Origin of the sequence: Neobacillus driksii (assembly GCF_013409995.1) — a bacterium.
GTDB lineage: Bacteria > Bacillota > Bacilli > Bacillales > Cytobacillaceae > Neobacillus > Neobacillus driksii.
Map to the genome: position 1 here is coordinate 116,481 of NZ_JACCBX010000012.1, position 23,068 is coordinate 139,548.

22 protein-coding genes are annotated in these 23,068 nt (G+C 39.1%); 4 read left to right on the forward strand and 18 right to left on the reverse strand.

Features of this window, described 5'->3' with window-relative positions; genetic code table 11:
• Positions 1–106: 106 nt before the first annotated feature.
• The 14 genes from leuB to F4694_RS24130 form a co-directional block, all read right to left on the reverse strand.
• The gene (gene leuB, locus F4694_RS24065; protein WP_179602445.1) at positions 107–1,213 is read right to left on the reverse strand and encodes a 3-isopropylmalate dehydrogenase; all 1,107 of its coding nucleotides are present in this window, start codon (positions 1,211–1,213) and stop codon (positions 107–109) included.
• 47 nt (positions 1,214–1,260) lie between these two features.
• Complete coding sequence (locus tag F4694_RS24070; protein WP_179602446.1) at positions 1,261–2,808, reverse strand: 2-isopropylmalate synthase; 1,548 nt, start codon at positions 2,806–2,808, stop codon at positions 1,261–1,263.
• On the reverse strand, positions 2,795–3,826 hold the full coding sequence (gene ilvC, locus F4694_RS24075; RefSeq protein WP_179602447.1) for a ketol-acid reductoisomerase: 1,032 nt from the start codon (positions 3,824–3,826) through the stop codon (positions 2,795–2,797). Before ilvC ends, F4694_RS24070 begins: the two co-directional genes overlap by 14 nt.
• Positions 3,827–3,849: 23 nt before the next feature.
• On the reverse strand, positions 3,850–4,371 hold the full coding sequence (gene ilvN / locus F4694_RS24080; RefSeq protein WP_034677413.1) for an acetolactate synthase small subunit: 522 nt from the start codon (positions 4,369–4,371) through the stop codon (positions 3,850–3,852).
• Positions 4,368–6,095 (reverse strand): acetolactate synthase large subunit, encoded by a 1,728-nt coding sequence (ilvB, locus tag F4694_RS24085; protein ID WP_179602448.1) that lies wholly within the window; start codon positions 6,093–6,095, stop codon positions 4,368–4,370. Before ilvB ends, ilvN begins: the two co-directional genes overlap by 4 nt.
• Before the next feature lie 498 nt (positions 6,096–6,593).
• Positions 6,594–8,264 (reverse strand): dihydroxy-acid dehydratase, encoded by a 1,671-nt coding sequence (gene ilvD, locus F4694_RS24090; protein ID WP_179602449.1) that lies wholly within the window; start codon positions 8,262–8,264, stop codon positions 6,594–6,596.
• Between the two features lie 10 nt (positions 8,265–8,274).
• A complete protein-coding gene (gene ilvE / locus F4694_RS24095) occupies positions 8,275–9,183 on the reverse strand; it encodes a branched-chain-amino-acid transaminase (RefSeq protein WP_179602450.1) in 909 nt (302 codons plus the stop codon).
• A gap of 422 nt (positions 9,184–9,605) precedes the next feature.
• Positions 9,606–10,340, reverse strand: a complete 735-nt coding sequence (locus tag F4694_RS24100; protein ID WP_179602451.1) for an exonuclease domain-containing protein — start codon at positions 10,338–10,340, stop codon at positions 9,606–9,608.
• Positions 10,340–11,308, reverse strand: coding sequence for a DUF294 nucleotidyltransferase-like domain-containing protein (locus F4694_RS24105; RefSeq protein WP_179602452.1), 969 nt, complete (start codon positions 11,306–11,308; stop codon positions 10,340–10,342). The genes F4694_RS24100 and F4694_RS24105 overlap by 1 nt, the downstream gene beginning before the upstream one ends.
• A 67-nt stretch (positions 11,309–11,375) precedes the next feature.
• A complete protein-coding gene (locus F4694_RS24110) occupies positions 11,376–12,656 on the reverse strand; it encodes an ammonium transporter (protein ID WP_179602453.1) in 1,281 nt (426 codons plus the stop codon).
• Between the two features lie 220 nt (positions 12,657–12,876).
• On the reverse strand, positions 12,877–13,212 hold the full coding sequence (locus F4694_RS24115) for a MerR family transcriptional regulator (RefSeq protein WP_179602541.1): 336 nt from the start codon (positions 13,210–13,212) through the stop codon (positions 12,877–12,879).
• Between the two features lie 103 nt (positions 13,213–13,315).
• Positions 13,316–13,480: a Fur-regulated basic protein FbpA gene (locus F4694_RS33020; RefSeq protein WP_179602454.1), complete on the reverse strand. Its 165-nt coding sequence runs from the start codon at positions 13,478–13,480 to the stop codon at positions 13,316–13,318.
• 17 nt (positions 13,481–13,497) lie between these two features.
• Positions 13,498–13,635 carry a hypothetical protein gene (locus F4694_RS24125; RefSeq protein ID WP_179602455.1) on the reverse strand — a complete coding sequence of 46 codons (138 nt, stop codon included), beginning with the start codon at positions 13,633–13,635 and terminating at the stop codon, positions 13,498–13,500.
• Between the two features lie 358 nt (positions 13,636–13,993).
• A complete protein-coding gene (locus F4694_RS24130) occupies positions 13,994–14,296 on the reverse strand; it encodes a hypothetical protein (RefSeq protein WP_179602456.1) in 303 nt (100 codons plus the stop codon).
• Between the two features lie 289 nt (positions 14,297–14,585).
• Here F4694_RS24130 and F4694_RS24135 point away from each other — a divergent pair, with 289 nt between their 5' ends.
• The 3 genes from F4694_RS24135 (at position 14,586) to F4694_RS24145 (ending at position 16,886) form a co-directional block, all read left to right on the forward strand.
• Complete coding sequence (locus tag F4694_RS24135; protein ID WP_179602457.1) at positions 14,586–15,404, forward strand: basic amino acid ABC transporter substrate-binding protein; 819 nt, start codon at positions 14,586–14,588, stop codon at positions 15,402–15,404.
• A 106-nt stretch (positions 15,405–15,510) separates the two neighbouring features.
• Complete coding sequence (locus tag F4694_RS24140; protein ID WP_179602458.1) at positions 15,511–16,167, forward strand: amino acid ABC transporter permease; 657 nt, start codon at positions 15,511–15,513, stop codon at positions 16,165–16,167.
• Positions 16,164–16,886 carry an amino acid ABC transporter ATP-binding protein gene (locus tag F4694_RS24145; protein ID WP_179602459.1) on the forward strand — a complete coding sequence of 241 codons (723 nt, stop codon included), beginning with the start codon at positions 16,164–16,166 and terminating at the stop codon, positions 16,884–16,886. The genes F4694_RS24140 and F4694_RS24145 overlap by 4 nt, the downstream gene beginning before the upstream one ends.
• Before the next feature lie 40 nt (positions 16,887–16,926).
• Here the strand turns inward: F4694_RS24145 and F4694_RS24150 are convergent, their stop codons facing one another.
• Positions 16,927–17,436, reverse strand: coding sequence for a hypothetical protein (locus tag F4694_RS24150; protein ID WP_179602460.1), 510 nt, complete (start codon positions 17,434–17,436; stop codon positions 16,927–16,929).
• Between the two features lie 180 nt (positions 17,437–17,616).
• Here F4694_RS24150 and F4694_RS24155 point away from each other — a divergent pair, with 180 nt between their 5' ends.
• Positions 17,617–20,409, forward strand: coding sequence for a dynamin family protein (locus tag F4694_RS24155; protein WP_257029371.1), 2,793 nt, complete (start codon positions 17,617–17,619; stop codon positions 20,407–20,409).
• Between the two features lie 41 nt (positions 20,410–20,450).
• Here the strand turns inward: F4694_RS24155 and F4694_RS24160 are convergent, their stop codons facing one another.
• From F4694_RS24160 to F4694_RS24170, 3 genes are all read right to left on the reverse strand, one after another.
• A complete protein-coding gene (locus tag F4694_RS24160; protein ID WP_179602462.1) occupies positions 20,451–20,858 on the reverse strand; it encodes a DUF1761 domain-containing protein in 408 nt (135 codons plus the stop codon).
• Positions 20,859–20,983: 125 nt separating this feature from the next.
• A complete protein-coding gene (locus F4694_RS24165) occupies positions 20,984–21,922 on the reverse strand; it encodes a glycerophosphodiester phosphodiesterase (protein ID WP_179602463.1) in 939 nt (312 codons plus the stop codon).
• Positions 21,923–21,937: 15 nt separating this feature from the next.
• Positions 21,938–22,900, reverse strand: a complete 963-nt coding sequence (locus F4694_RS24170; RefSeq protein WP_179602464.1) for a D-2-hydroxyacid dehydrogenase — start codon at positions 22,898–22,900, stop codon at positions 21,938–21,940.
• Between the last annotated feature and the right edge of the window lie 168 nt (positions 22,901–23,068).

Below are 23,068 nucleotides of genomic sequence, written 5' to 3' on the forward strand. Positions count from 1 at the left end.
CTTCCTCACATTTATAGATTTGGTAGAGAGGGGGTAGTTCTTCCCCTGATAAAAAGTTCCTTGATAAGGAGAAGCAGCTGGACCTATGAGCCCAGCTGCGAGTACTTTAAACGTAACAGCTCATGATACATTTTGATGCGTTTTGGGACTTAATATAATCGACAATAAGACGTGTCATTTCCTCTGTGCCCACTTGTCTTCCTTCAGGAATGTGAAGGTCTGCTGTGTGGAATCCACTATCTAACACAGACTGTACCGCGTCTTCAATTAATGTTGCCTCATCATTCAGTTGAAAAGAGTAACGCAGCATTAATGCAGCTGATAAAATCATTGCAGATGGATTGGCAATCCCTTTGCCGGCGATATCTGGTGCTGAGCCATGAACTGGTTCGTATAAACCAACACCATCTTCGCTCAAGGATGCGGATGCAAGCATACCAAGTGATCCTGTTAAAACCGAAGCTTCATCACTAAGAATGTCACCAAACATGTTCTCAGTCACAATGACATCAAACTTAGTGGGATTTGTAATCAATTTCATTGCAGCCGCGTCAACCAATACATGCTCAACCACTACGTCAGGATATTGTGCTTTTTTCTCTTCGACAATTTCGCGCCACATTTTACTGGATTCCAATACGTTTGCTTTATCAACAGAAGTAAGGTGTCCACTACGTCCTTGTGCTGCTTGAAATGCTTTGTCTACGATTCTTTCAATCTCTTTACGCGTATAAGCAAGTGTATCTACGACAGTTTGACCGTTATCGCGGCGTTCACTTGGTGTACCAAAGTAAATACCGCCTGTTAGTTCACGGACAATTAATAAGTCACTGCCGGCAACAACCTCTTCTTTCAAAGGAGAAGCATGAAGCAAATTTTTAAACCCTTTAATCGGTCTTAAATTTGCATATAAATCTAGCGCCTTACGAATACCTAGTAATCCTCTTTCAGGGCGTAAATGGGAGGGGTTGTTATCCCATTTTGGGCCGCCAACAGCACCTAATAATACCGCATCTGCCTGTTTACAGGCATCGACTGTTGTGTCTGGCAGGGGAGTTCCATATAGGTCAATGGCTGCCCCTCCGATTTCATGGGTTTCGAAGGTAAAACTGTGGTTAAATTCTTCAGCAACAGCATTCAATACATCTTGTGCAGAATTAATAACTTCCTTGCCAATCCCATCACCAGGTAGTAATACAATACGTTTTTTCATTCGAAGCAACCTCCTCATCATTTTTTTACATCGCCTCAGGAAAGGGTTTATGCTTGAGCTAGTTCAGCTTGAGCAACAGCTTTAGTGTTGAATAATACACGGTTTACAGTATTTAAGAACGCTTTAGCAGAAGCCTCTAATACGTCCTGAGCGGATCCGCGGCCACTTACTTGTGTACCATCAACTGTCATTTTTACATGTACTTCAGCCAAGGCATCACGCCCTTGCCCGACGGAATTTAATTTATAATCAGTAAGATGAATTTCTTCTTTAATTAAAGCTTCTAATGTATTCATTAGTGCTTCAACACTTCCTGAACCTGTACGTGCCGTTTCTACTCGAACACCTTCTGGCGTGTTCAGTGCAACGGTAGCAGTAGGGAGGTTGGCTGAACCATAATGAACCTGGAAAGCCACAAGTTCATATTTTTTAATATCAGCGACGGCTGTTTGGATGTCTGTTAAAATGGTAAACAAATCTTCATCGGTAACTTCTTTTTTACGGTCGGTGAGCTGTTTAAAAGCTGTAAATGCTTCTTGAAGCTTTTCAGCAGATAATGTAAAGCCCATATTTTCAATTTTATCTTTAAAGGCATGACGTCCTGAATGTTTACCAAGAACTAAATCATTTGATTGAATACCAACCATCTCAGGAGTAATGATTTCGTAGGTTAAGGTATTTTTCAATACTCCATCTTGATGAATACCAGACTCATGAGCAAAGGCATTTTTTCCTACTACAGCCTTATTTCCGGGAACAATCATTCCGGTAAAGCGGCTGACAAGGTCGCTTGTGCGCTTGATTTCTTTCAAAACAAGATTCGTCGTATAAGGGTATTTATCTTTTCTAATATTGAGGGCTACTGCGACTTCCTCTAGTGAGGCATTTCCTGCACGCTCTCCAATACCGTTAATTGTTCCCTCGACCTGGGTAACTCCATTTTCAATAGCTGCTAGTGTATTGGCGACAGCCATTCCTAAATCATCATGACAATGGCAGGAAAGTGAAGCCTTATGGATATTTGGAACGTTTTCTCGAATATAACGGAACATGTAACCATATTCTGCTGGAGTGGCATAGCCTACCGTGTCAGGGAGGTTAATGACTGTTGCTCCTGCGTCGATAACCTTCGTAATGATTTTGACAAGAAAATCAAGATCTGAACGAGATGCGTCTTCAGCAGACCATTCGATATGAGGGAACCTTTGTTTTGCATATGCGACCATATCGACAGAGGTTTGTATGACTTCCTCAGGTGTTTTGAACAATTTATATTTCATATGAATAGGAGAGGTAGCAAGGAAAACGTGTAACCTTGGTTCTTTAGCATCCTTTAATGCGTCCCACGCAATGTCAATGTCCGATTTGGTTGCTCTTGCCAGGCCTGTTACGGAACTGTTTTTAATACTCCGGGCAATAGCTCTTACTGCTTCGAAGTCCCCTTGGGAGGAAGCCGGAAACCCGGCCTCCATAATATCAACGCCAAACTTTTCTAGTTGTCTAGCAATTTCCAGTTTTTCAAGCTGGTTTAGATTTACACCAGGAGATTGTTCACCATCACGCAGTGTCGTATCGAAGATGTTAACGTGAACCATTTACCACAGCTTCTTTCTTTTGGTTTACAGGTTTTTTAATAAATGGCATTAATTCACGAAGCTCACGGCCGACAACCTCAATTTGGTGATTGTTTTCGCTGCGGTTGATTGCGTTAAATTGTGGACGGTTTGCTTGGTTCTCCAAGATCCAGCCCTTTGCAAATGCACCTGTTTGGATATCCGTTAATACATCTTTCATGCGTGCTTTTGTATCTTCGTTAACAACACGTGGTCCTGAAACGAAATCTCCCCACTGAGCTGTATCTGAGATAGAGTAGCGCATATTTTCAAGTCCTCCTTCATATAGAAGGTCAACGATTAATTTTAATTCATGTAAACACTCGAAGTAAGCAACTTCAGGCTGATAACCTGCTTCTACTAATGTTTCGAAACCTGCTTTGATAAGGGCAGTAGTACCACCGCAAAGAACTGCTTGTTCTCCGAATAAATCTGTTTCTGTCTCTTCTTGGAAAGAAGTTTCTAGTACGCCTGCACGAGCAGAACCGATACCTTTAGCGTAAGCTAATGCTAATTCACGCGCTTGACCAGTGTAGTCTTGATATACCGCATAAAGTGCTGGAACACCTGCACCTTCTGTATATGTGCGTCGTACTAAATGTCCTGGACCTTTAGGAGCAACTAGGAATACGTCTACATCAGCTGGTGGTACGATTTGTGTAAAGTGAACGTTGAAACCATGAGCAAAAACTAATGCATTCCCAGCTTCAAGGTTTGGTTTGATACTTTCTTCGTATACCTTAGGCTGCATTTCATCTGGCAGCAACACCATGATAACGTCAGCTTGTGCAGTTGCATCTGCAACAGATGTTACTTCAACACCATCTTCAACAGCTTTATCCCAAGACTTACCGCCTCTTAAACCAACAACAACGTCAAATCCGCTTTCTTTAAGGTTTAATGCATGTGCATGACCTTGTGATCCATAACCGATTACTGCGATCTTCTTTCCTTGTAAAACTGCCTCTTGAATATCTCCGTTATATAATACTTTTGCCATTATAATCATCCCTTCGAAAATGTTTATTTTATTTGAGAGTAGGTAGTTAACTCGTTAACCTGTGGTTGATGTCCGCGTAAGAAGGCGGTTAATCCTGTTCTAGCAATCTCTTTAATTCCATATGGGCGAAGTAAGTCAATCAACGCGTCAATTTTGTCTGGCCGGCCAGTGATTTGGATCGTTAAGCTATCTTTGCTAACGTCAATAATCAAGGCGCGGAAGGGGTCAATGATCCCGTTAATTTCACTGCGAAGCTGTGAGCTGCCGGCTACTTTAATGAGTGCCAGTTCACGAGCGACAATCGCTTTATCTGTAATATCTGAAACCTTTAAAACATCAATTTGCTTGTTTAGCTGTTTTGTCACTTGTTCGAGGCGCTGTTCATCTTCGACTTCAACCACTAGGGTCATTTTTGAAATGCCTTCGGTTTCAGTTGGACCGACAGAGATACTTGAAATATTAAATTGTCGTCTTTGTAATAGACCAGTAACCCGATTTAATACACCACTTCGGTCCTGAACGGTTAGGGATATAATCCGTTTCATGATGGTTTCACCCCAATCATTTCATGTATTCCTTTTCCAGGAGCAATCATCGGGAAGACTTTTTCCTGCTGGAGCACTCGGCAGTCCATTAAAACAGGACCGTCATAAGCAAACACTTCAGGAAGCTTGGTGATTAATTCTTCTTGGCTTTCAATCTTTAACCCTCGGATATGATAGGCTTCCGCAAGTTTTACAAAATCCGGTTGTGTCTGCAAAATTGATTCCGAAATTCGGTTGCCATGTAACAATTCCTGCCATTGTCGAACCATACCTAGGGCACCGTTATTAACAATAATGATCTTTACAGGAAGATTCTGTTCATAGATTATAGATAACTCTTGCAGCGTCATCTGGAATCCAGCGTCACCAACGATAGCTACGACTGTACTGCCTGGAGAAGCCATTTGCGCTCCAATTGCAGCAGGGAAGCCGAAGCCCATTGTTCCAAGTCCACCTGATGTAACCCAGCGGTGCGGCTTTTCAAAGTTGTAATACTGAGCTGCCCACATTTGGTGCTGACCAACGTCCGTTGTAACAACAGCGTCCCCATTTGTTACTTTATGGATGGCTTCAATCAGCCATTGAGGAGACATTCCGTTTGGATCATGCTTATACCATAATGGGAACTCTTCTTTATACTTGTTTAATGTTTCTAACCATTCTTCATTTTCAGGTGATTCTGAGGTCTGATTCATTAATTCAATCAATGCTTCCTTTGAATCAGAAACAATTGGAATATTGGTTGGAACATTTTTGCCAATTTCAGCAGGGTCGATATCAATATGTGCTACTTTCGCATTTGGAGAGAAGTGCTTTAGATTACCTGTAAGACGGTCATCAAAGCGGGCGCCTATATTGATTAGTAAGTCTGATTCATACATTGCCATGTTCGCTGCATATGTTCCGTGCATACCACCCATCCCTAGAGAGAGAGGGTTGTTGGCTGGGAAAGTTCCAAGACCAAGAAGGGTGGTCACGACTGGAAGCTTGTGCTTCTCAGCAAAAGCTGTTAACTCAGCAGAAGCTTTACCATGTAGAATACCAGCACCTGCTAGAATAACCGGTTTTTTGGACTTCGAAATTGCATCTGCAAGTTTTTTGATCTGCAGCGGATTTGGTTTTGTTGTCGGTTGATATCCAGGAAGATTAATCGTTCCTTCTTCAGGAGTCTCGAATAATTCTCCTGCAGAGATGTCTTTTGGAATATCGATTAATACCGGACCTGGACGGCCTGTTGAAGCAATGTGAAAGGCTTCTTTTACAATCCGTGGTAAGTCGGCAATGTCTTGCACCTGATAATTATGTTTCGTGATAGGTGTGGTAATCGCCATGACATCAGCTTCCTGAAAGGCGTCTGTTCCGATTACACCTCTTGCAACCTGACCAGTGAAAATAACTAGAGGTAAAGAATCCATCATTGCATCTGTAATTCCAGTCACCAGGTTGGTGGCACCAGGACCAGAAGTTGCTATTACAACACCAGGTTTTCCTGTTATGCGTGCATAACCTTCAGCAGCATGAATGCTTCCTTGCTCGTGACGGAAGAGGACGTGCTTAATGGTGCCTCTCGCACGATAGATCGCGTCATAAATTGGCAGAACGGCACCACCCGGATACCCAAAAAGCGTATCAACACCTTCATTAATTAATAAGTCAATGAGCAGGTCTGCACCGGTTTTAGGTGCCGTACTTGTTTGGAAATCCGGCTTTGCTTCTACTTTCACCTCGTAATCCCTCCTTGTGAATATTCGAATCTTTTAAAAACGAACCCGTGTAGATATTGTACCTGTATAATAAAAAAAGCCATCTTCCCTCCGAATAAACTGCAGTTACAAAGATAAAAGCAGAATATATCGGGGAGAAAAGGCCTTCCATTTCTCGGTACCACCCGGTTTTACAGCATCCTCACGAATACTGCCTCTTGAAGCGGCTAAAAAGAATCATAACCGCTTCTTTTGGTAACAGGTGCTAAAAGAACACCTGATTGAGCCTAATAAGTTAGAACTGTTCAGCTCAATACTCAGGGATGATGTCGGAATAAGGTGTATTACTGGGCTTCCAGCAACCCCAGCTCTCTGAAAATACATATTCTTATTCCTTTATTCCCGTCATCGATTTTTACTATGAACTTTTCAAATCAACTGAAATGTCTTTAACCTCGGCTTTAAATAGGGAGCCTAAACCCTGAGTAGGTTAAAGCGACAGCAGTAAATGTTTCTTATCTATATTTTCATGATCCCGCCAGTATTGGCGGATGTTACTAACTTTGCATATTTGGCTAGGTAGCCGGTTTTGATTTTTGGCTCTGGCTTTTGCCATAAGCGTCTTCGTTCTGCTAAAACTTCGTCATCGACAAGCAATTCAATGGACCTGGCAGGCAGATCAATTAGGATTTTGTCACCATTTTCAATTAGAGCAATTGGTCCGCCTTCAGCAGCTTCCGGTGAAATGTGTCCAATTGAAATTCCTCGGCTTGCACCTGAGAAACGTCCATCTGTGATCAGTGCAACTTCTTTACCTAAACCACGACCCATAATCGCGGATGTAGGGGCAAGCATTTCTGGCATTCCTGGACCGCCCTTTGGACCTTCGTAGCGTATAACCACAACGTGTCCTGCTTGAACAGTACCATTGTTGATATTTTCTTGTGCTTCCTCCTGAGATTCGAATACAATTGCTTCACCAAGGAAGGTTTGAATCGATGGGTCAACCGCACCGACTTTGATTACACTGCCATCTGGAGCAATATTTCCATATAGGATGGATAGTCCACCAACAGGGCTATATGGATTGTCTTTTGTCCGAATTACATTTTCATTGGTTATTGTTGCATCCTTCACATTTTCTTGAAGGGTTTTCCCAGTAATGGTTAAGCAGTCCTTATGCAATGCACCTTCAACTTTATAAAGCTCATTGATAATAGCACTAACTCCGCCAGCATGATGAATATCTTCCATAGAATAATCAGATGCAGGCATAATTTTCGCCAAATATGGGACCTTTTCTGCAATTTTGTTAATATCTCGTAAATCATAGTCAATACCTGCTTCATGAGCGATGGCAAGGGTATGTAGGACGGTGTTCGTTGATCCTCCCATAGCCATATCCAAAGCAAATGCATTGTCAATTGCTTCTCTTGTAATGATGTCGCGTGGACGTATATCATTTTTTACCAATTCAACAAGATGTCTTGCTGCTTGGCGAATCAGTTCATGTCTTTCTTCTGATGTGGCAACAATCGTTCCATTACCAGGAACCGTCATCCCTAAGACTTCCATTAGACAATTCATTGAGTTCGCAGTGAACATTCCTGAGCATGAGCCGCAGGTAGGACAGGCATTCTTTTCAATTTCCAGTAACTGAGCTTGAGTCATTGAACCGCTGTGGTAAGCACCAACGCCCTCAAATACAGAAGTCAGAGAAAGATTTTTTCCAGTGGTTGGAGAAACTCCTGCTTCCATTGGACCTCCTGATACAAAAACAGAAGGGACATTGGTTCTAGCGGCCGCCATTAACATTCCTGGTGTAATTTTGTCACAGTTCGGAATGTAAAAGACACCATCAAACCAATGAGCATTAATAACAGTTTCAGCACTATCAGCGATAATTTCACGGCTTGGAAGCGAGTAACGCATTCCGATATGGCCCATTGCAATTCCATCATCGACACCGATTGTGTTAAATTCAAATGGTATTCCGCCAGCTTCTCGTATCGCTTCTTTTACAATTTCACCGAAATGATTAAGGTGTTTATGTCCAGGGATAATTTCAATAAATGAGTTACAGACACCGATAAATGGTTTATCTAAGTCCTTCACAGTTACCCCGGTTGCGTATAGTAAGCTGCGGTGGGGAGCACGGTCGATCCCCTTTTTAATCATATCGCTTCGCATTTTTTATCTCCTAACTGACAATGGCATGGCTTGCAGATTCAGGATAACAAGCCACTCCGTCTGTTGTTACGATTTTTCTAAATTCTTCTAAAAGGTCATTTGTAACGTTTCCTGGTTTACCGCCGCTAATTTCGCGACCATCGACTGCGATAACAGCAATGACTTCAACAGCTGTACCGGTTAGGAAAACTTCATCAGCCACATACACATCGTGCCGAGTAAATGGAGACTCCTTAACCTCATAACCTTTAGCTCTAGCTACATCAATAATTGCGTTTCGGGTAATTCCTTCTAATGCCCCCAAGTAAACAGGAGGGGTATAAATAACTCCATTTTTTACAATGAAGATATTATCAGCGGAACCTTCCGTTACATATCCCTGATCGTTGAGCATTAAAGCCTCTTGCACACCAGCCTGATTGGCCTCTAATTTAACTAGAATATTATTTAAATAGTTAAGTGATTTAACTTGTGGACTTAGTACGTCTGGGCGATTACGTCTGCTCGGTACTGAAGCAATTTTAATTCCTTGCTCATAAAATTCTTTTGGATATAAGGCTAATTGCTCAGCGATAATAATAACGTTCGGCATTGGGCAGGAAGAAGGGTCCAGTCCGAGATTTCCTTTACCTCGTGAAACAACAACACGAATATAGGCGCTATCTAATTCATTTTTTCTGATCGTATCTACAATTAATTGTGTCATTTCTTCCTGTGTATAAGGAATTTTCAACATAATGGATTGTGCTGATTCGAACAGTCTTTTTAGGTGGGCGTCGAGTCTAAAGACGTTTCCGCTATATACACGAATGCCTTCAAATACTCCATCTCCATATAAAAATCCATGGTCAAAAACTGAAACTACAGCATCCTCTTTCTTGACGAACTCTCCGCCAAGGAATATCCATTGACTTCCCAACCTAACCACTCCTTTTAGTCATACAACGCTTTAAATGATTAAATCCTGTTGTAAAAAAATTCCCATGCCTTATCTCCTATTTGTAAGGATGATCCGGAGGCATGTTCTGTTGTTAGAATATTTAATACAAATTATATTTTCAGTAATCTTACACCCAATCTAAATCTTGGTCAACATAAAAATCTGACAATTCAAATAAATTGGAAATGTTGTGAGCGTTTTCATTATTGTTAGATTAAGGTTATTGAGAAATTAAAATAGTAAAAAAATTTTTTTTGAGGGCTAAAAAGAAGAGTGAAAAGGAGCGTTTTCATACGGGGATTCTACTATAGTTGACTGAAAAACAGATGGGATTAAGAAGTTAATCCATCATAAAGGAACGTGCATTAGTTTTTTACTATAGTTGTTTTTTGCTTTTTCTACTATCTAATTTTTGCAAGATATTCGTATACTTCACGAAGATTTTTATAACCCATGGACTGTGCCCTTACTAAATAGTGACTCCAAATATGTGCTGTCAGTTTCGCGTCCTCTAGGGCATGGTGCCGATTGATGACTTCGATTCCACATTGTTCGCATGCTTCTTCTAGTGGAATAGATTTTATCAGAGGATTTGATAAGCGCAGTAGAAAGGAGGTATCAATAATTCTGTGTTCAAATCTAGTTTTTAATAGATCCCATGTTAGTTTTTGCATAAAAGACTGTTCATGCTTGGAGTGGTGAGCGACAAGTGTATGATTCTTAATGAATTTGTAAAATTCCATTAGCACTTCGGATACAAAAGGGGCACTTCGTAATTCCTCATTTGTAATGTTAGTCAAGGTGGATATTTCTTCTGAAATAGGTTGTGGAGAATGTACCAGGGAATAAAAAGTTTCTGTTTTCAACAGTTCGTGACCAGTCATTTTGATGGCGCCGATTGAGATGACACGATCTTCTTTTTCAGGATAGAAACCAGTCGTTTCTAAATCAAATACAACCACCTGTAATTCCTGTAGCGGTGTGTCTAGGCAGTTGTTTTCTTTCATTTCTTTTTGAAGCTGGCGGATGAAAGAAATATTTTGCATATTGCTTTGCCCTTGAACTCCTGCATAAATATTTGAACCAAGTCTGCCTGACATCTGTCTGAAAAATTGAATCATATCATTCATTCCCATTAGTCATCCTCCTTTTCTATTAAATTTCTTACATAACGGTACAGTGCTGTACCATTTTTCAGTATATCTTTTACTTCTTCCTTTTGCTTTTTTGAGAGTGCCGAGATAGGCAGATAGTGGCTATTTTCGTAATTGTCTGGTTTTGATAGTGATAGACGAAAGTTTAGTAATTTTAAGAACTGTTGTTTATATAATTCTCTCTTAATAGAAGGAAGTACCAATTCGGACAGTTTTTCCAGCCTTAAAAGAGTAGAGGTTTCATAGATATTTCCTTTTATCGCCAATAACCGAATACCATTTACATAAGGAAAAAGGGCCTTTTCTTTTATGTTTAAGGAGCCAGTGTGTGGTCCGTGTGTTTCCAAGAGTAGTTGACCTAGTACACCGATTCCCTTTTTTAGGTATAGTGTATTATTAAGCACTTTATGAAAGAGGTTTTCTTTATGGATAGTTTGATATACTTCTATTTTTAATTTTTCCAGAAAACTTTCGTCACCATAAAGGGAACGTCCATCAATAAAAATCAATAGATGGCGAATGCCTTCCCAGTTTGAGTTGTTGGACCAATTTGCTAATTGCTGCCTCCATTCAGTAAGTGATTTACACCATAGGGGATTGCTTGCCATCACATCTCCATCACAATAATCATAGCCAGCAAGCTGCAGCCCTTGTGTGATTTCTTTTCCTAATGCCAAAAAGTAATGGTTTATTTCTGTGCCTTGCTGTTGATAAATAATGCCATGATCCTGATCGCTCCATACGGATTGCTCAAACCGTCCAGCACTGCCCATCATGAAAAAGGTGAAGGGGCAGGGAAGGGATCCATGTTTTTCTTCTGTTTGTTTAACGGAAACGGAAATGACGCGTTGGATGATTTCATCATGAAGCTGGTTTAACTGTAAATGATTGCGAGAAACCCAAATGATTTGGTCATCACGGAATCTTCTAATCTCTAAGTAGCTGGTCATCCATTTAGTTACCTCCTTTTCAAAAATTATAATTCCATCCCCTTGAAAGGGGATGGAAGGTAGTATATTAAGCATTTAGCTTTGGATTTGGACTAACTATAGCTTTTTCAGTCTTTACCATTTCAGGGTAACCATAGCTTCCATGCTCACTCATGTCAAGACCGATAATTTCTTCTTCTTCTGTAACGCGCAAACCGTTCATAACGGCTTTCATAATTGTTAATAGGATAAAAGAGACAATAAAAGCAAAAGCACCACTGCTTACAACTCCTAAAGCCTGAACTCCAAGTTGGTGTAAGCCGCCTCCGTAAAATAAACCTGGCTGACCAACTGTTGCTAATTCTGGTGTTGCAAAAAAACCTGTTGATAAAGTTCCCCAGATTCCTGCTACACCGTGTACAGACAATGCTGCGATTGGATCATCAATTCTTTTGTTTTCAAAAAATCGAATGCTATAAAATACTAGGAAACCTGCAATGAATCCAATTAGGACAGCAGCCCATGTATCAACAAAAGCACAAGAAGCTGTGATTGCAACTAAACCTGCTAAGGCACCATTCAACATCATTGGGACATCTGCTTTACCCATGACGATCCAAGAAATAATCATTGCTGCGATCACTCCGGCACCAGCGGCCAAATTCGTGTTGACTGCTACGAAACCAAAGAATGCACCATCAACAGAAACAGTACTGCCTGCATTAAATCCAAACCATCCAACCCATAAGAGTAATACGCTTAATGCTGTAAATACTTGGTTGTGTCCTGCAAGATTATTTGCTGAGCCATCTTTATTATATTTTCCAATACGAGGCTTTAGGATTAACGTAGCTGCAAATGCGGCCATTGCTCCTGTTAAGTGAACAACTGTTGAACCTGCGAAATCTTGCTTACCATGTTCTGCTAACCAGCCGCCGCCCCAAATCCAGTGAGCAATTGGTGGATAAACGATTACTGAGAATAGTACCGCAAATACAAGATATGCTCCAAGTTTTGCTCTTTCAGCAAAACCTCCAAATGCGATGGTTAAGGAAATTCCAGCAAAAGCTAATTGGAATAAAAAGAAAACAGCTCCGGAAAGTGATAAACCTTCAATATCATATCCTGAGTAGAAGAAGTCTGAGAAACCGATCAGTGCGTTTCCTGAGCCAAAAATTAAACCGTAACCAACTGCCCAAAAAACAATGGAGCCAATTCCAAATGTTAGTATTGTTTTCCCTGCAATATGTCCAGCATTCTTCATTCGGGTTGATCCAGTTTCTAGTAGAATGAAGCCTCCTATCATAAGTATAACAAGTACTGCTGCAACCATTACCCATAAACTGTTCATCAAAAATAAAGTATCCATTATTTCTCCCCCTTACGTTCATGTTAATTTTCTTAACATTAAGTGTATTTGTATTTTTACATGGATTTGATGTAGATTCTACAAATGTGTAAGGTTTCCTAACATTGTTTTTGAGGGTCTAAGTAAAATAACTGAGTTATTCATGAAAAGGAGACTGGGGAAGCTGGAACCTAACGATATTTACGTATAGTTTTATGACAAAAAAAATCCATCCTCTATTTTAAGAAGATGGTCCTTTCCGTAAACCGAATTGTGCATTTAATTGTCCTTGTATCATCTTTCGTGTAACATCATTCTGATTTTGCTTTTTCTGAGCTCGAAGCATTTCTTTTCTAATTTCATGAGTTTGAACACCATCTTCAATCTTGTTGGCAATTTCCACTAATAACTCAACGTCTGCAAAGGAATATTTTCTGCTCCCGCCAGAGGATCTTTCGGGGAAAATTAATTTTCGTTCCTCATAATAGCGTATTTGCCGCTCTGAAAGACCGGTTAGGTCTCTCACAATCCCAATCGTTATCACTTTTTTATCTTTATAAGAAGAATCATTCGCCATTATTTTGATCTCACCACGCTCTACTGTGATTATGTTATATACCATAGTTTATGTTAATTTTCCTTACATTGATTGGATTATGACACTTGGCAGCTTCGGTTGTTTAGTTTGTTTTTTTGGGGAATGTCTTTTTGAAAATAGTTTGTAGTTCACTTAATGTGAGGGAATGTAGATCATCGTCAGATGCGTTATAAAGACCAGATTCAGTTAATCTATTAATGTAAAATAGTTTAAGTGTTTCGACTCCTTTACGCAATTGATTTGTCATGCTCCTTCACTCCCTGATTATCGATTTTGAAGTGCTCTAATCAGCTCATGTGCACGTGAGCCCAGTTTTATCATAAGCTCTTCATACAATTCATCCCTTTGTTTATCTAATTGAAGAATCTTTTCTGCTAATTTAATATCATTCGTCCTATACATCGCCAATCTCCCCTTATCTAAACAGTATGTATCCTAAAAGTTAACGAAATAATTTGAATTTGTCAGTGACTATGTCAGAAACACTGACAAGATTTTTAATTTGTTAGAGGAAATCTTACAAATCTAACGGCTGTGTTAAATTTGTCTGTTGATTTGCGCTCCAGGCACTTCGCTTTCCGCGGGCGGTCCGGGGAGCCTCCTCGGCGCCAAAGCGCCTGTGGGGTCTCCCCAGCCCCGTCCTCCCGCAGGAGTCTTCGTGCCTTCCGCGCAAATCAACAGATTGCAAAAATCAAAATCTAGCTATAACACAGCCAATTAAAAAGAACCAGGCGTTAACACCCTGGTTCTTACATACTTTTTAATATTCGCCATCGAATGGTGTGAATGGGAAGTTAAAGCGTCTTTCCACTTGACGCAGACGTTGGTTGACACGTTGTAGTCGACGTTGAAGCTGGTTAACGTCACGTTGGAGTTGATTGATTTCTCTTTCCTGACGCTCATTTTGTCTTTCAAGTTGATTGACTCTCCGCTCCAGCTGTTGTGGTTGTCTATCTGGATCATACGGGTCATATTGGTTTTGTTGTGCATACGGATCCAACTGATCATATTGATTATAATCATACTGCACTTGCGGACCTTGATAATAGCCATAAGGATACATGGGGCAACTCTCCCTTTTTTGAATTAATACCATATAGATTATGTAGTCATCCGCGGATAGTGTGGGCAGGTGCCTAGGAATATGCATGACTTTATATGAAAAATGAACAGAGTATAATAATTATCTTTTTAATACTATCTTTATATTACTTTTTTAGCGTATTAAAATAGTAAAGTTTTGATAATAAAATATTGAATAAGTCAACAAAAAAGGTTATAATCACCTATATTCTAAAAATTTTAAATGTTTTAAAGATTGGTTTATTAAAAAAACAATTGGGGGGTAAAAAATGAAGAAGGCAAAATATTTAGTAACGTTTTTGGTCATGGCTTTTATGTTAATCCTAACCGCTTGCGGCTCCAGTGAAACAAGTGGAAATGGCTCAGATTCTGGTGAAGAAAAGAAAACTCTCCGCGTTGTAACCGACGCAGCCTATGCACCATTTGAGTATCAAGATAAGGGTGAAATTGTAGGATTTGATATTGATTTAATTAAAGCAGTAGCGAAAGAAGCAGGATACGAAATTGATATTGCTCACACAGGCTGGGATCCAATATTCGTTGAATTAGAGAAGAAAATTGCCGATATTGGTATTTCGTCGATTACGATAAATGATGATAGAAAGAAAACATATGATTTTTCTGTACCATACTTCTTATCTACAAATAAGATTATGGTTCCAGAAGGCAGTCCTATCAAAAGTGCAGAAGATTTGAAGGATAAAACTGTTGCTGTTCAAAATGCTACAACTGGGCAGGAAGCGGTGGAAGGCCTTCTTGGCAAAAACAGCGACCAAATTAAAAAGTTTGAAAACAATAACTTAGCAATTATGGAGCTTAAGGCTGGAGGAGCAGACGCAGTTGTTGCGGATAACACAGTAATTGAAGAGTATGCAAAAAATAATCCAAATGATAAATTTGTCATCATTGAAGATAAGGACGCATTTGCCCAAGAGTTTTACGGATTAATGTTTTCAAAGGGAAGTAAGATAAAAGCTGATTTTGATAAAGCGCTAAACGAAGTGTTTGATAATGGAACATATGCAAAAATCTACAATAAATGGTTTAAGGTAGATCCAGACGTACAATTGCTGAAAGACCAACAATAATAACAAAAATTGCGTAACTCTTGAAAACTAGAAGTTACGCAATTTTTGGTTTCATACCTAGTCTTACATAATTTAACAGAGGGTAAAGGTATTATAGGAGGAGATTATGGATATTCAGTGGAATATTTTAGCGGAATACGCACCCTTTTTTCTTAAAGGGACGCTGCTAACAATTGGACTATCATTAGCTGGTATTTTAATAGGGACAATACTTGGTTTATTTATCGGATTAGGAAAAATGATGAAAAATAAATGGCTGTCATTTCCTTTTGGTTTGTATATCACTTTGTTCCGTGGTACACCAATGCTTGTACAAATCATGTTAATTCATTTTGCGGTAGTACCTCTGTTTACAGGTGGTACAAATGGTATTGCAGCAGCGATTCTGACTCTTTCATTAAACTCTGCGGCATACATAGCGGAAATTTTTCGTGCAGGAATTCAATCGATTGATAAAGGGCAGATGGAAGCAGCCCGTTCTCTTGGTATGACGCATGTACAAGCTATGCGTTATGTGATCCTTCCACAAGCGTTTAAACGAATGATTCCACCGTTAGGTAATGAATTTATCGTCCTAATTAAAGAATCCTCACTTGCATCGTTAGTAGCAGCCCCAGAACTCATGTATTGGGGACGAGCTATGCAAGGACAATATTTCCGTGTTTGGGAGCCTTATATTACGGCAGCGCTAATTTATCTTATTTTAACGCTTTCTTTAAGTTACGTATTAAGCCGTCTTGAAAGGAGGTTAGCAACAGAATGATCGAAGTGAAAAATTTAAAAAAGTCATTTGGAGCCAATGTGGTGCTAAAGGATATTAATGTTACCGTTAAGCCCCGAGAGGTTGTAGTTGTTATTGGTCCATCTGGTTCTGGTAAATCTACTTTCCTGCGATGTATAAATCTTTTAGAATCAATAACAGATGGACATGTCTATATTGAAGGTATAGATATTACTGATAAAAAATCAGATATTAATAAAGTACGGACCGAAGTGGGGATGGTGTTTCAGCAGTTTAACCTTTTCCCGCATAAAAAGGTCATCGAAAATATTATGCTCGCCCCAATGAAGGTTAGAAATGTAACAGCTGAGCAAGCGAGAAAAAAAGGTTTAGAGCTTTTAAGAAAGGTAGGATTAGAGGATAAGGCTGAGACCTATCCTGATTCCTTGTCAGGTGGTCAAAAGCAGCGTGTCGCCATTGCAAGGGCGCTTGCAATGGAACCAAAGATCATGCTTTTTGATGAACCAACCTCAGCACTTGATCCTGAAATGGTCGGAGAGGTCCTAGAGGTCATGAAACAACTTGCTAAAGAGGGTATGACCATGGTAGTCGTCACGCATGAAATGGGTTTTGCCAAGGAAGTGGGGGACCGCGTCATTTTTATGGATGGCGGGCTTATCGTTGAAGAAAATACTCCAAACCAATTATTTGATGATCCAAAGGAATCTCGAACCAAAGCCTTTTTGAGTAAGGTTTTATAAAAACAGGAAGGCTCCATGCCTCCCTGTTTTTTGCTATTTTCTATATTTCAAAATCAAACACGTCGACAATCTTATCTGCTTTTATACGATTTTGGCAAAGTCTAAATAGTTGGTCAAAGAATCCTTCTATGTCTAAAGGAGATGCAGGAATTTTGATATTTACTTTTCTTGAGCCAAACATTTGCTTGAAATAGGCTTTTCTTTGATCGTTTTTTCCGTCACGTTTTAAAGGATTGTACATCCACGTGATATGCGGGATGCCATCTATTTCTTCAATGACCCTGAGCTCCGCTGCTGTGGTTGATTTATTATGCAGGTAAATGACTAAATAATAGTTGTCATTGCGGTGCCAATCGAGGAATAAAAAATAGTAGCTAGTATCACTTTCGAGAGAAGTAATCTCAAAACCTGCTTCAGATTGTTTACCATTTGTCCATTGATGAAAACCAGGTAATGTTCCATTTACTGTTTCTATTATTTTAATATCATATTTGGCCGTTTTTGACTTTTTAATCAAATCTGCTAAAAATACAGCTTCAATCTTTTTCAAAGTAAATTCTCCTTGTGGCAGATTGGCAAAAAGTAGAAGTTTATTTGAAAGTATTGTATCCTAAATGAAATATAATTGAAACCAGAATAAAAAAATCGTTTGGTAGAATTGACATAATTGGGACTAAAAATGAGTCCGTAGTTCGTATTATATAAAGGAATAATTCTGCCTCTTTTCCATATGATGACAAAAGAAGTGGTGGTAATTGGAGGGACAGTCATGACGTTAGAGAGTCAGTTAATTAACAAATCGTATTATCAAATGTATATAAATGAGCATGAGGATGTACAGCCGGTACGTGTTTTAGGTGATGCATATCAAGAAGAGCTTCAAAAAGATCTGCCTAATTTAACATCTATTCGCTTTGCTCAAGGTGAAATTTACTTTCATAATCGGGACTTTGAAGCAGCTATTTTTAAATGGGAGAATATTACTGGAGAACTTGAATTATGGGCTAGGAAAAATATTGCCGATGCCTATTATGAATCAGGTCTTCTCTCAAATGCAGAGGATCTTTATCTTTCGATTGAAACCAATAATCTTACATTGAAGACAGAAGTGGCTCTGCAGCTTTTTTCACTCTACATTGATCGGGGAAAGCGTGAGGAAGCAGTTGAGATAATTAAAAGAACGATTGATTCAAACCCAGATTACCCAAATGTGACTGTTATTGCACGCTCCTATTTTGAGGATCAGCAGGATTGGAATAATGCGATCGAGCTTGCCGTAAATGAAGCGAAACGGACAGGTTTAATCGATTGGTTTGAAACTGTGAATACGTATATAAATAAAAACCTTACAAAAAACTATAATCCAAATTACTTTATACAAGCAATCTTTGAATTGTATAGCTTGGACAAGAATAAGTTTGAAGAACTTACAACTTCCCTTTGGAAAAGTTACAAAGACGAAGATTCATATTTTACATGGCTGAGAGAGGTAAATCATCTACTATTAAATATCGATATTAGCCGAGATTTTCATTTTGAATCTCTTTCAGAGCTGCATTATCAAACTTATTTTCATTTAATAAATGGGGACTATTCCATTAAAACGCTGGAAGATCTAGTACCAGATCTGTTAACCAACTGGCTGCGTTTGTCTATTCCGAAGCATAAAGTTATAGTATCTGCTGCGGTATTGTCATGGAATGAGCTTTTTCCTACAAGTATAAGCATATCCATTGTCAGTGAGGCTGAAAATCTAATTGGTGAAACAGATAGCAATATTGACGAGTTAGAAGAGAGTTTAAGTCTCTTTGAGGCGATTATTAGTTGGGCAAAGGCAAATGACATGGGTGAAAATAACCACCTAAAATGGATGGTTCAACAATTAAATGAATTTGACACCCATCATCTATTTATTACAGGCTTAAGTGGAAGTGGAAAGTCTACTTTTGTTAATACAATATTAGGTGAAGAAATTCAGGATAGCCCAACGTCATCACTCGTAATGTTTAAAGATTTTGAGGATCTGAATATTTATGAAATAACTGATCATGAAACGATTAAACTCGAGAATTTTACGCATTTTCAAGAGCGGATGGATCGACGCCGGAATGCACTTGAGTCAATTATCGAATTTCAACAGCCATTTCCATTTTTGTATGAGCAAAAGCTTGCATTAATTGAAACGCCAGGATTAAAAGGCAGTTATCAAGAGCGGTATGAAGTACTGCAATATATTCAAATGGCCGATACGCTATTATTTGTCTTAGATGCAAATGCCCCATTTACGGAGTTAGAGAAGGGTGTTCTTTCACAAATTAATGAGCTTGCACCGGATATTCCTGTCCACTTTCTCTTAAATAAAATGGATACCATTGTTAATGAACAGAACGCAATTAGAATTTTCGATGAAACAAATTCGAAGATTCAGTCTTACTTACCTGAGGCACAGGTATTTGCCTACTCCTCCCAGTACGAAAGGGGACAGCAATTAGTTGAATTAAAGGGCTTTATCCAATCAATCAAGGATACTAGAAACATAGCAGATAAGCGCTTGGCTAAGCTTTTATTCTTCATACGGACTACAATTTCCAGGCTGCTGCAAAAGAGAATTGATGTTGAGAATCAATTAATTGAGTCGGTACGCTGGAATGAAGAAGTTGTAATGAAACTAAATGGAGCTCTTAATCAAGTAAAGGACGCTGAGGCGCAAAAAATCAAAGCGATCACAAGGTCTTACCGTGGCATCAAGGAAAGCATCCAAAATGAAATTTCTATCGAAGTACCAAAAATACTTCAGGAATGCTCGGATTTAATCAAAGAAGACAGCAACATTAGTACGATCCATATCGAGCTAAATGATGTGATGAACAATAGAATACAAGATTACCTGGAGCGCGAGGTAATGCCGAAATATTATTCATCACTTCAAGAATGGATTACCAAGAGTAAAGAGGAATTCGAGCAAGGACAGGGATTTTTAGATGAGATGGCAGAAGGTTTAAATAGCTTATATGGGGAAGAGCGAATTAGAACTGAATGTGACTTTAAAGTACTTGATGATTGGCGCCGGGATACGGACCGAATGACCAGCAGGTTTCAATTAGAAAAGGTAAATATCTTACTTCGCAATACCCCGTCACAGTTCTTATTAAAAAGTGCTGGAAAGCTTTTTGGGGCATTATCTCAAAATAATGCGATGCTTTATAATAAATATAAAGCCTTTGTGAAAAATGATAGCTATTCTGAATCAACTGAGATTGTTATTCAACGCTTTTTCCAGCAGTTTGAACTCTTTGAAAAATCACTGGAAAGAGACATTACGTTGTTCTTCAGACAGCCACTGAAGACCCTTAATGAAGCGATTGAAGAATCACTTTCTCAAATATCGACAAATCAAGATATTTTGAAAAAGATGAATACGAACCCAGAAATGTTCCGTGATCCATTGACACTATTTGAAGTTAGACTACGTCAATTTGAATGGGCCACAATAGCAGGCAAGGGTGTACACACGACTTATTAATAAATGAAGGGTGCCTCAAGTGTGAGGCACCCTTTACCCATTTAAACAAAAGCAGCAATAATGATTCCCATAATCGTCAAGGCCACTACGTGATAGCCTGCACTAATGAAGAATAAAGTGTAGTTACGATTCTCAAAGAAAGTAGGAGATAATTCTCTAAATGCAGCAATTAAACCAATCAGAAATCCGAATAAAGCTCCATCTAAAATCGTCACTGTATCTAATAACTGAATAAAAAGGGAAAGAACAACTGCAGTGAAAATTCCTCCGAGTGTGGTTAATCCGTATCCCACATAGGCTCCTTTTGGGTCAATATCCTCCATTTTCTTACCTAGAGCTTTTACCCAAATGTTAGAAAAAAGAATAGGAGAATACCAGAGTGCTCCGATCACCATATTGGCTACAACCGCTAGAATGATGGCTAATATACTTATATTTGTGAACTCCAATCCAATTACCCCTTTTGTATTCCTATTTTTGGTGAATTATATCATGATATTTTTATTAAAACAAAATTCCTATAGAACTTGTTTAAAAGAAAGGGCTGCTATTAGAAATAGTGGAACCCGAGTATCTACAAGCCTTTTTCCTCAAGCAATTTGAGCAATAGATCTGGTCGATTTGTCAAAATACCGTCAGCCCCTGCGTCAATCAGTTTTTCCATGGTTTTTGGGTCATCAATCGTCCAGTAGTGAATTTCCAATCCAAGACGGTGTGCCCCATCAATTAACCTTTGGTCTGTTAAATCAAAGCCGCTGTCCTCGACGGGGATTTGGAAAGCATCGACTGTTGGCACATAAAGATTTCGCAGAAAAAATTTATGAAAGACAACAAAGCTTTTAACCTCTTGTCTGCCAGCTGAAATGGCGACACGACCTTTTGCGTACTTTTCAAATGTTTGTAGTATTTTTTGGTCGAATGACCCAATGATAATTTTTTCTTCCATGTGATATTTTTCGGTGAGGTCCCATAATTTCGAAGCAATTTCCTCTATTCTTTCAGGCGGGTTATCATCTTTTATTTCTATTTCTATTTTCATGTCATTGAATGTTTGAAACAACTCTTCGACCGTTGGGATATAGACACCGTTACCACGGAAACTATAGTTGCCTTCTAAGTCTTTAAAATGGTACCCTGCATCAAGCGATTGAAGTTCTGCTAAAGTAAGGTCTGCTACATTGCCCTTTCCGTTGGTTGTCCGGTCAACGCTTGGGTCATGAATCGTAACTAAATGACCATCCTTGGTAATATGTATATCCGTTTCAAGGACATCGACCCCCATGTCAGCGGCATTTCTAAAGGCAGCCATTGTATTGGAAGGTGCCAACAACTCACCGCCTTGGTGAGCAATGACTAATGGACGAGTATGATTAAAGAAGCTTTTCTGTTTGATTGGTTTAACCGGGAATAAATTAGTGACTAACAGGAAAATGGCAATAGCCGCAACTACCATTTTTAAAGATAGCAGTACTGTTTTCTTTCTCCACGTTTTCTCTATTGGGGCCTGTTGCATAATAGTGCTCCTCTACTAATAGCCTTTAGAAAAATTTACATGATTAACCGAAGGTTGGTTACCGGAAATATAGTTTTTTAAGTTTGGAAGTAGGACATCTTCAATTACTCTTTGATTATAATGTTCTGTTGAACCCGCAGTGTGCGGAGTAATAATTACATTTTCCATTTCCCATAATGGACTATCCCCGCTTAATGGTTCCTGTTCAAATACATCCAAACCTGCACCCGCAATGATTCCGTTCTGTAATGCTCTAATCAGGTGGTCTTCAACTACAATTTCACCACGCCCAATATTGATAAAGAAAGCGGAAGGTTTCATTAGGTCGAATTTTATAGCATCAAATAAGTGTTTGGTATCTTTGGTTAGTGGAAGTGTGACAACTACATAATCACAGTTTGGGAGCACCATGTCTACTTGATCTGTGGAGTACATTTCATCGACATATTCATGTGGTTTTCCAGAATGGCGAACCCCTAGTACCTTCATACCAAAGGCTTTAGCAATCTTTGCAGTTTCTTTGCCAATGGCTCCAACACCAATTACTCCAATCGTTTTTTCGTGCATTTCTAGATTAATGCCGGAATGGTGCCATTTCTTTTCTTGTTGATTTTTCACATATGTATGGATTTTTCTTGTTAAACCTAGCATTAATGCAAAGATACTTTCAGATATAGGATAAGCATGCACGCCATTAGCGCTTGTTACAATGATGTTCTTGGATTCAAGGGATTCAAGCGGCAAGCTATCAACACCCGCACTCCAGGTTTGGAGCCACTTAAGCTTTGACTGGGGAGCAAGACACTTTTCTTCCATTCCTTTTTTCCAGCCTGCAATAATTTCAGTGTCATGTAAATGTTCCTGCCAAATATCTCTATCATTACCTGCAATGATTGTCCAATCAGGGATTATTTCTTTTATCTGTTCTATTAAATTCTGATGTAAATGATGGGTAATAACGATTTTTCTCTTTTGCATATACTTCCTCCATTTGCCTTCATATTACATATATTTATGATACCTGAATTTGCTGAAAAAGGTAACGATTACAAAAGAAAAATAGCGAAAGCGAGACCAAATTCGTATTTTTATTTCTACTGTTCTGTGCTATTATTTAGTGATACGAAATAAATTGAATTTTTCCTC

What these genes read in the sequence shown, in the direction of transcription:
- leuB (WP_179602445.1), bottom strand. Translation starts at nt 1,213, where the DNA reads ATGAAAAAACGTATTGTATTACTACCTGGTGATGGGATTGGCAAGGAA.
- F4694_RS24070 (WP_179602446.1), bottom strand. Translation starts at nt 2,808, where the DNA reads ATGGTTCACGTTAACATCTTCGATACGACACTGCGTGATGGTGAACAA.
- ilvC (WP_179602447.1), bottom strand. Translation starts at nt 3,826, where the DNA reads ATGGCAAAAGTATTATATAACGGAGATATTCAAGAGGCAGTTTTACAA.
- ilvN (WP_034677413.1), bottom strand. Translation starts at nt 4,371, where the DNA reads ATGAAACGGATTATATCCCTAACCGTTCAGGACCGAAGTGGTGTATTA.
- ilvD (WP_179602449.1), bottom strand. Translation starts at nt 8,264, where the DNA reads ATGCGAAGCGATATGATTAAAAAGGGGATCGACCGTGCTCCCCACCGC.
- F4694_RS24100 (WP_179602451.1), bottom strand. Translation starts at nt 10,340, where the DNA reads ATGGGAATGAATGATATGATTCAATTTTTCAGACAGATGTCAGGCAGA.
- F4694_RS24105 (WP_179602452.1), bottom strand. Translation starts at nt 11,308, where the DNA reads ATGACCAGCTACTTAGAGATTAGAAGATTCCGTGATGACCAAATCATT.
- F4694_RS24110 (WP_179602453.1), bottom strand. Translation starts at nt 12,656, where the DNA reads ATGGATACTTTATTTTTGATGAACAGTTTATGGGTAATGGTTGCAGCA.
- F4694_RS24115 (WP_179602541.1), bottom strand. Translation starts at nt 13,212, where the DNA reads ATGGCGAATGATTCTTCTTATAAAGATAAAAAAGTGATAACGATTGGG.
- F4694_RS33020 (WP_179602454.1), bottom strand. Translation starts at nt 13,480, where the DNA reads ATGACAAATCAATTGCGTAAAGGAGTCGAAACACTTAAACTATTTTAC.
- F4694_RS24125 (WP_179602455.1), bottom strand. Translation starts at nt 13,635, where the DNA reads ATGTATAGGACGAATGATATTAAATTAGCAGAAAAGATTCTTCAATTA.
- F4694_RS24130 (WP_179602456.1), bottom strand. Translation starts at nt 14,296, where the DNA reads ATGTATCCTTATGGCTATTATCAAGGTCCGCAAGTGCAGTATGATTAT.
- F4694_RS24135 (WP_179602457.1), top strand. Translation starts at nt 14,586, where the DNA reads ATGAAGAAGGCAAAATATTTAGTAACGTTTTTGGTCATGGCTTTTATG.
- F4694_RS24140 (WP_179602458.1), top strand. Translation starts at nt 15,511, where the DNA reads ATGGATATTCAGTGGAATATTTTAGCGGAATACGCACCCTTTTTTCTT.
- F4694_RS24145 (WP_179602459.1), top strand. Translation starts at nt 16,164, where the DNA reads ATGATCGAAGTGAAAAATTTAAAAAAGTCATTTGGAGCCAATGTGGTG.
- F4694_RS24155 (WP_257029371.1), top strand. Translation starts at nt 17,617, where the DNA reads ATGATGACAAAAGAAGTGGTGGTAATTGGAGGGACAGTCATGACGTTA.
- F4694_RS24165 (WP_179602463.1), bottom strand. Translation starts at nt 21,922, where the DNA reads ATGCAACAGGCCCCAATAGAGAAAACGTGGAGAAAGAAAACAGTACTG.
- F4694_RS24170 (WP_179602464.1), bottom strand. Translation starts at nt 22,900, where the DNA reads ATGCAAAAGAGAAAAATCGTTATTACCCATCATTTACATCAGAATTTA.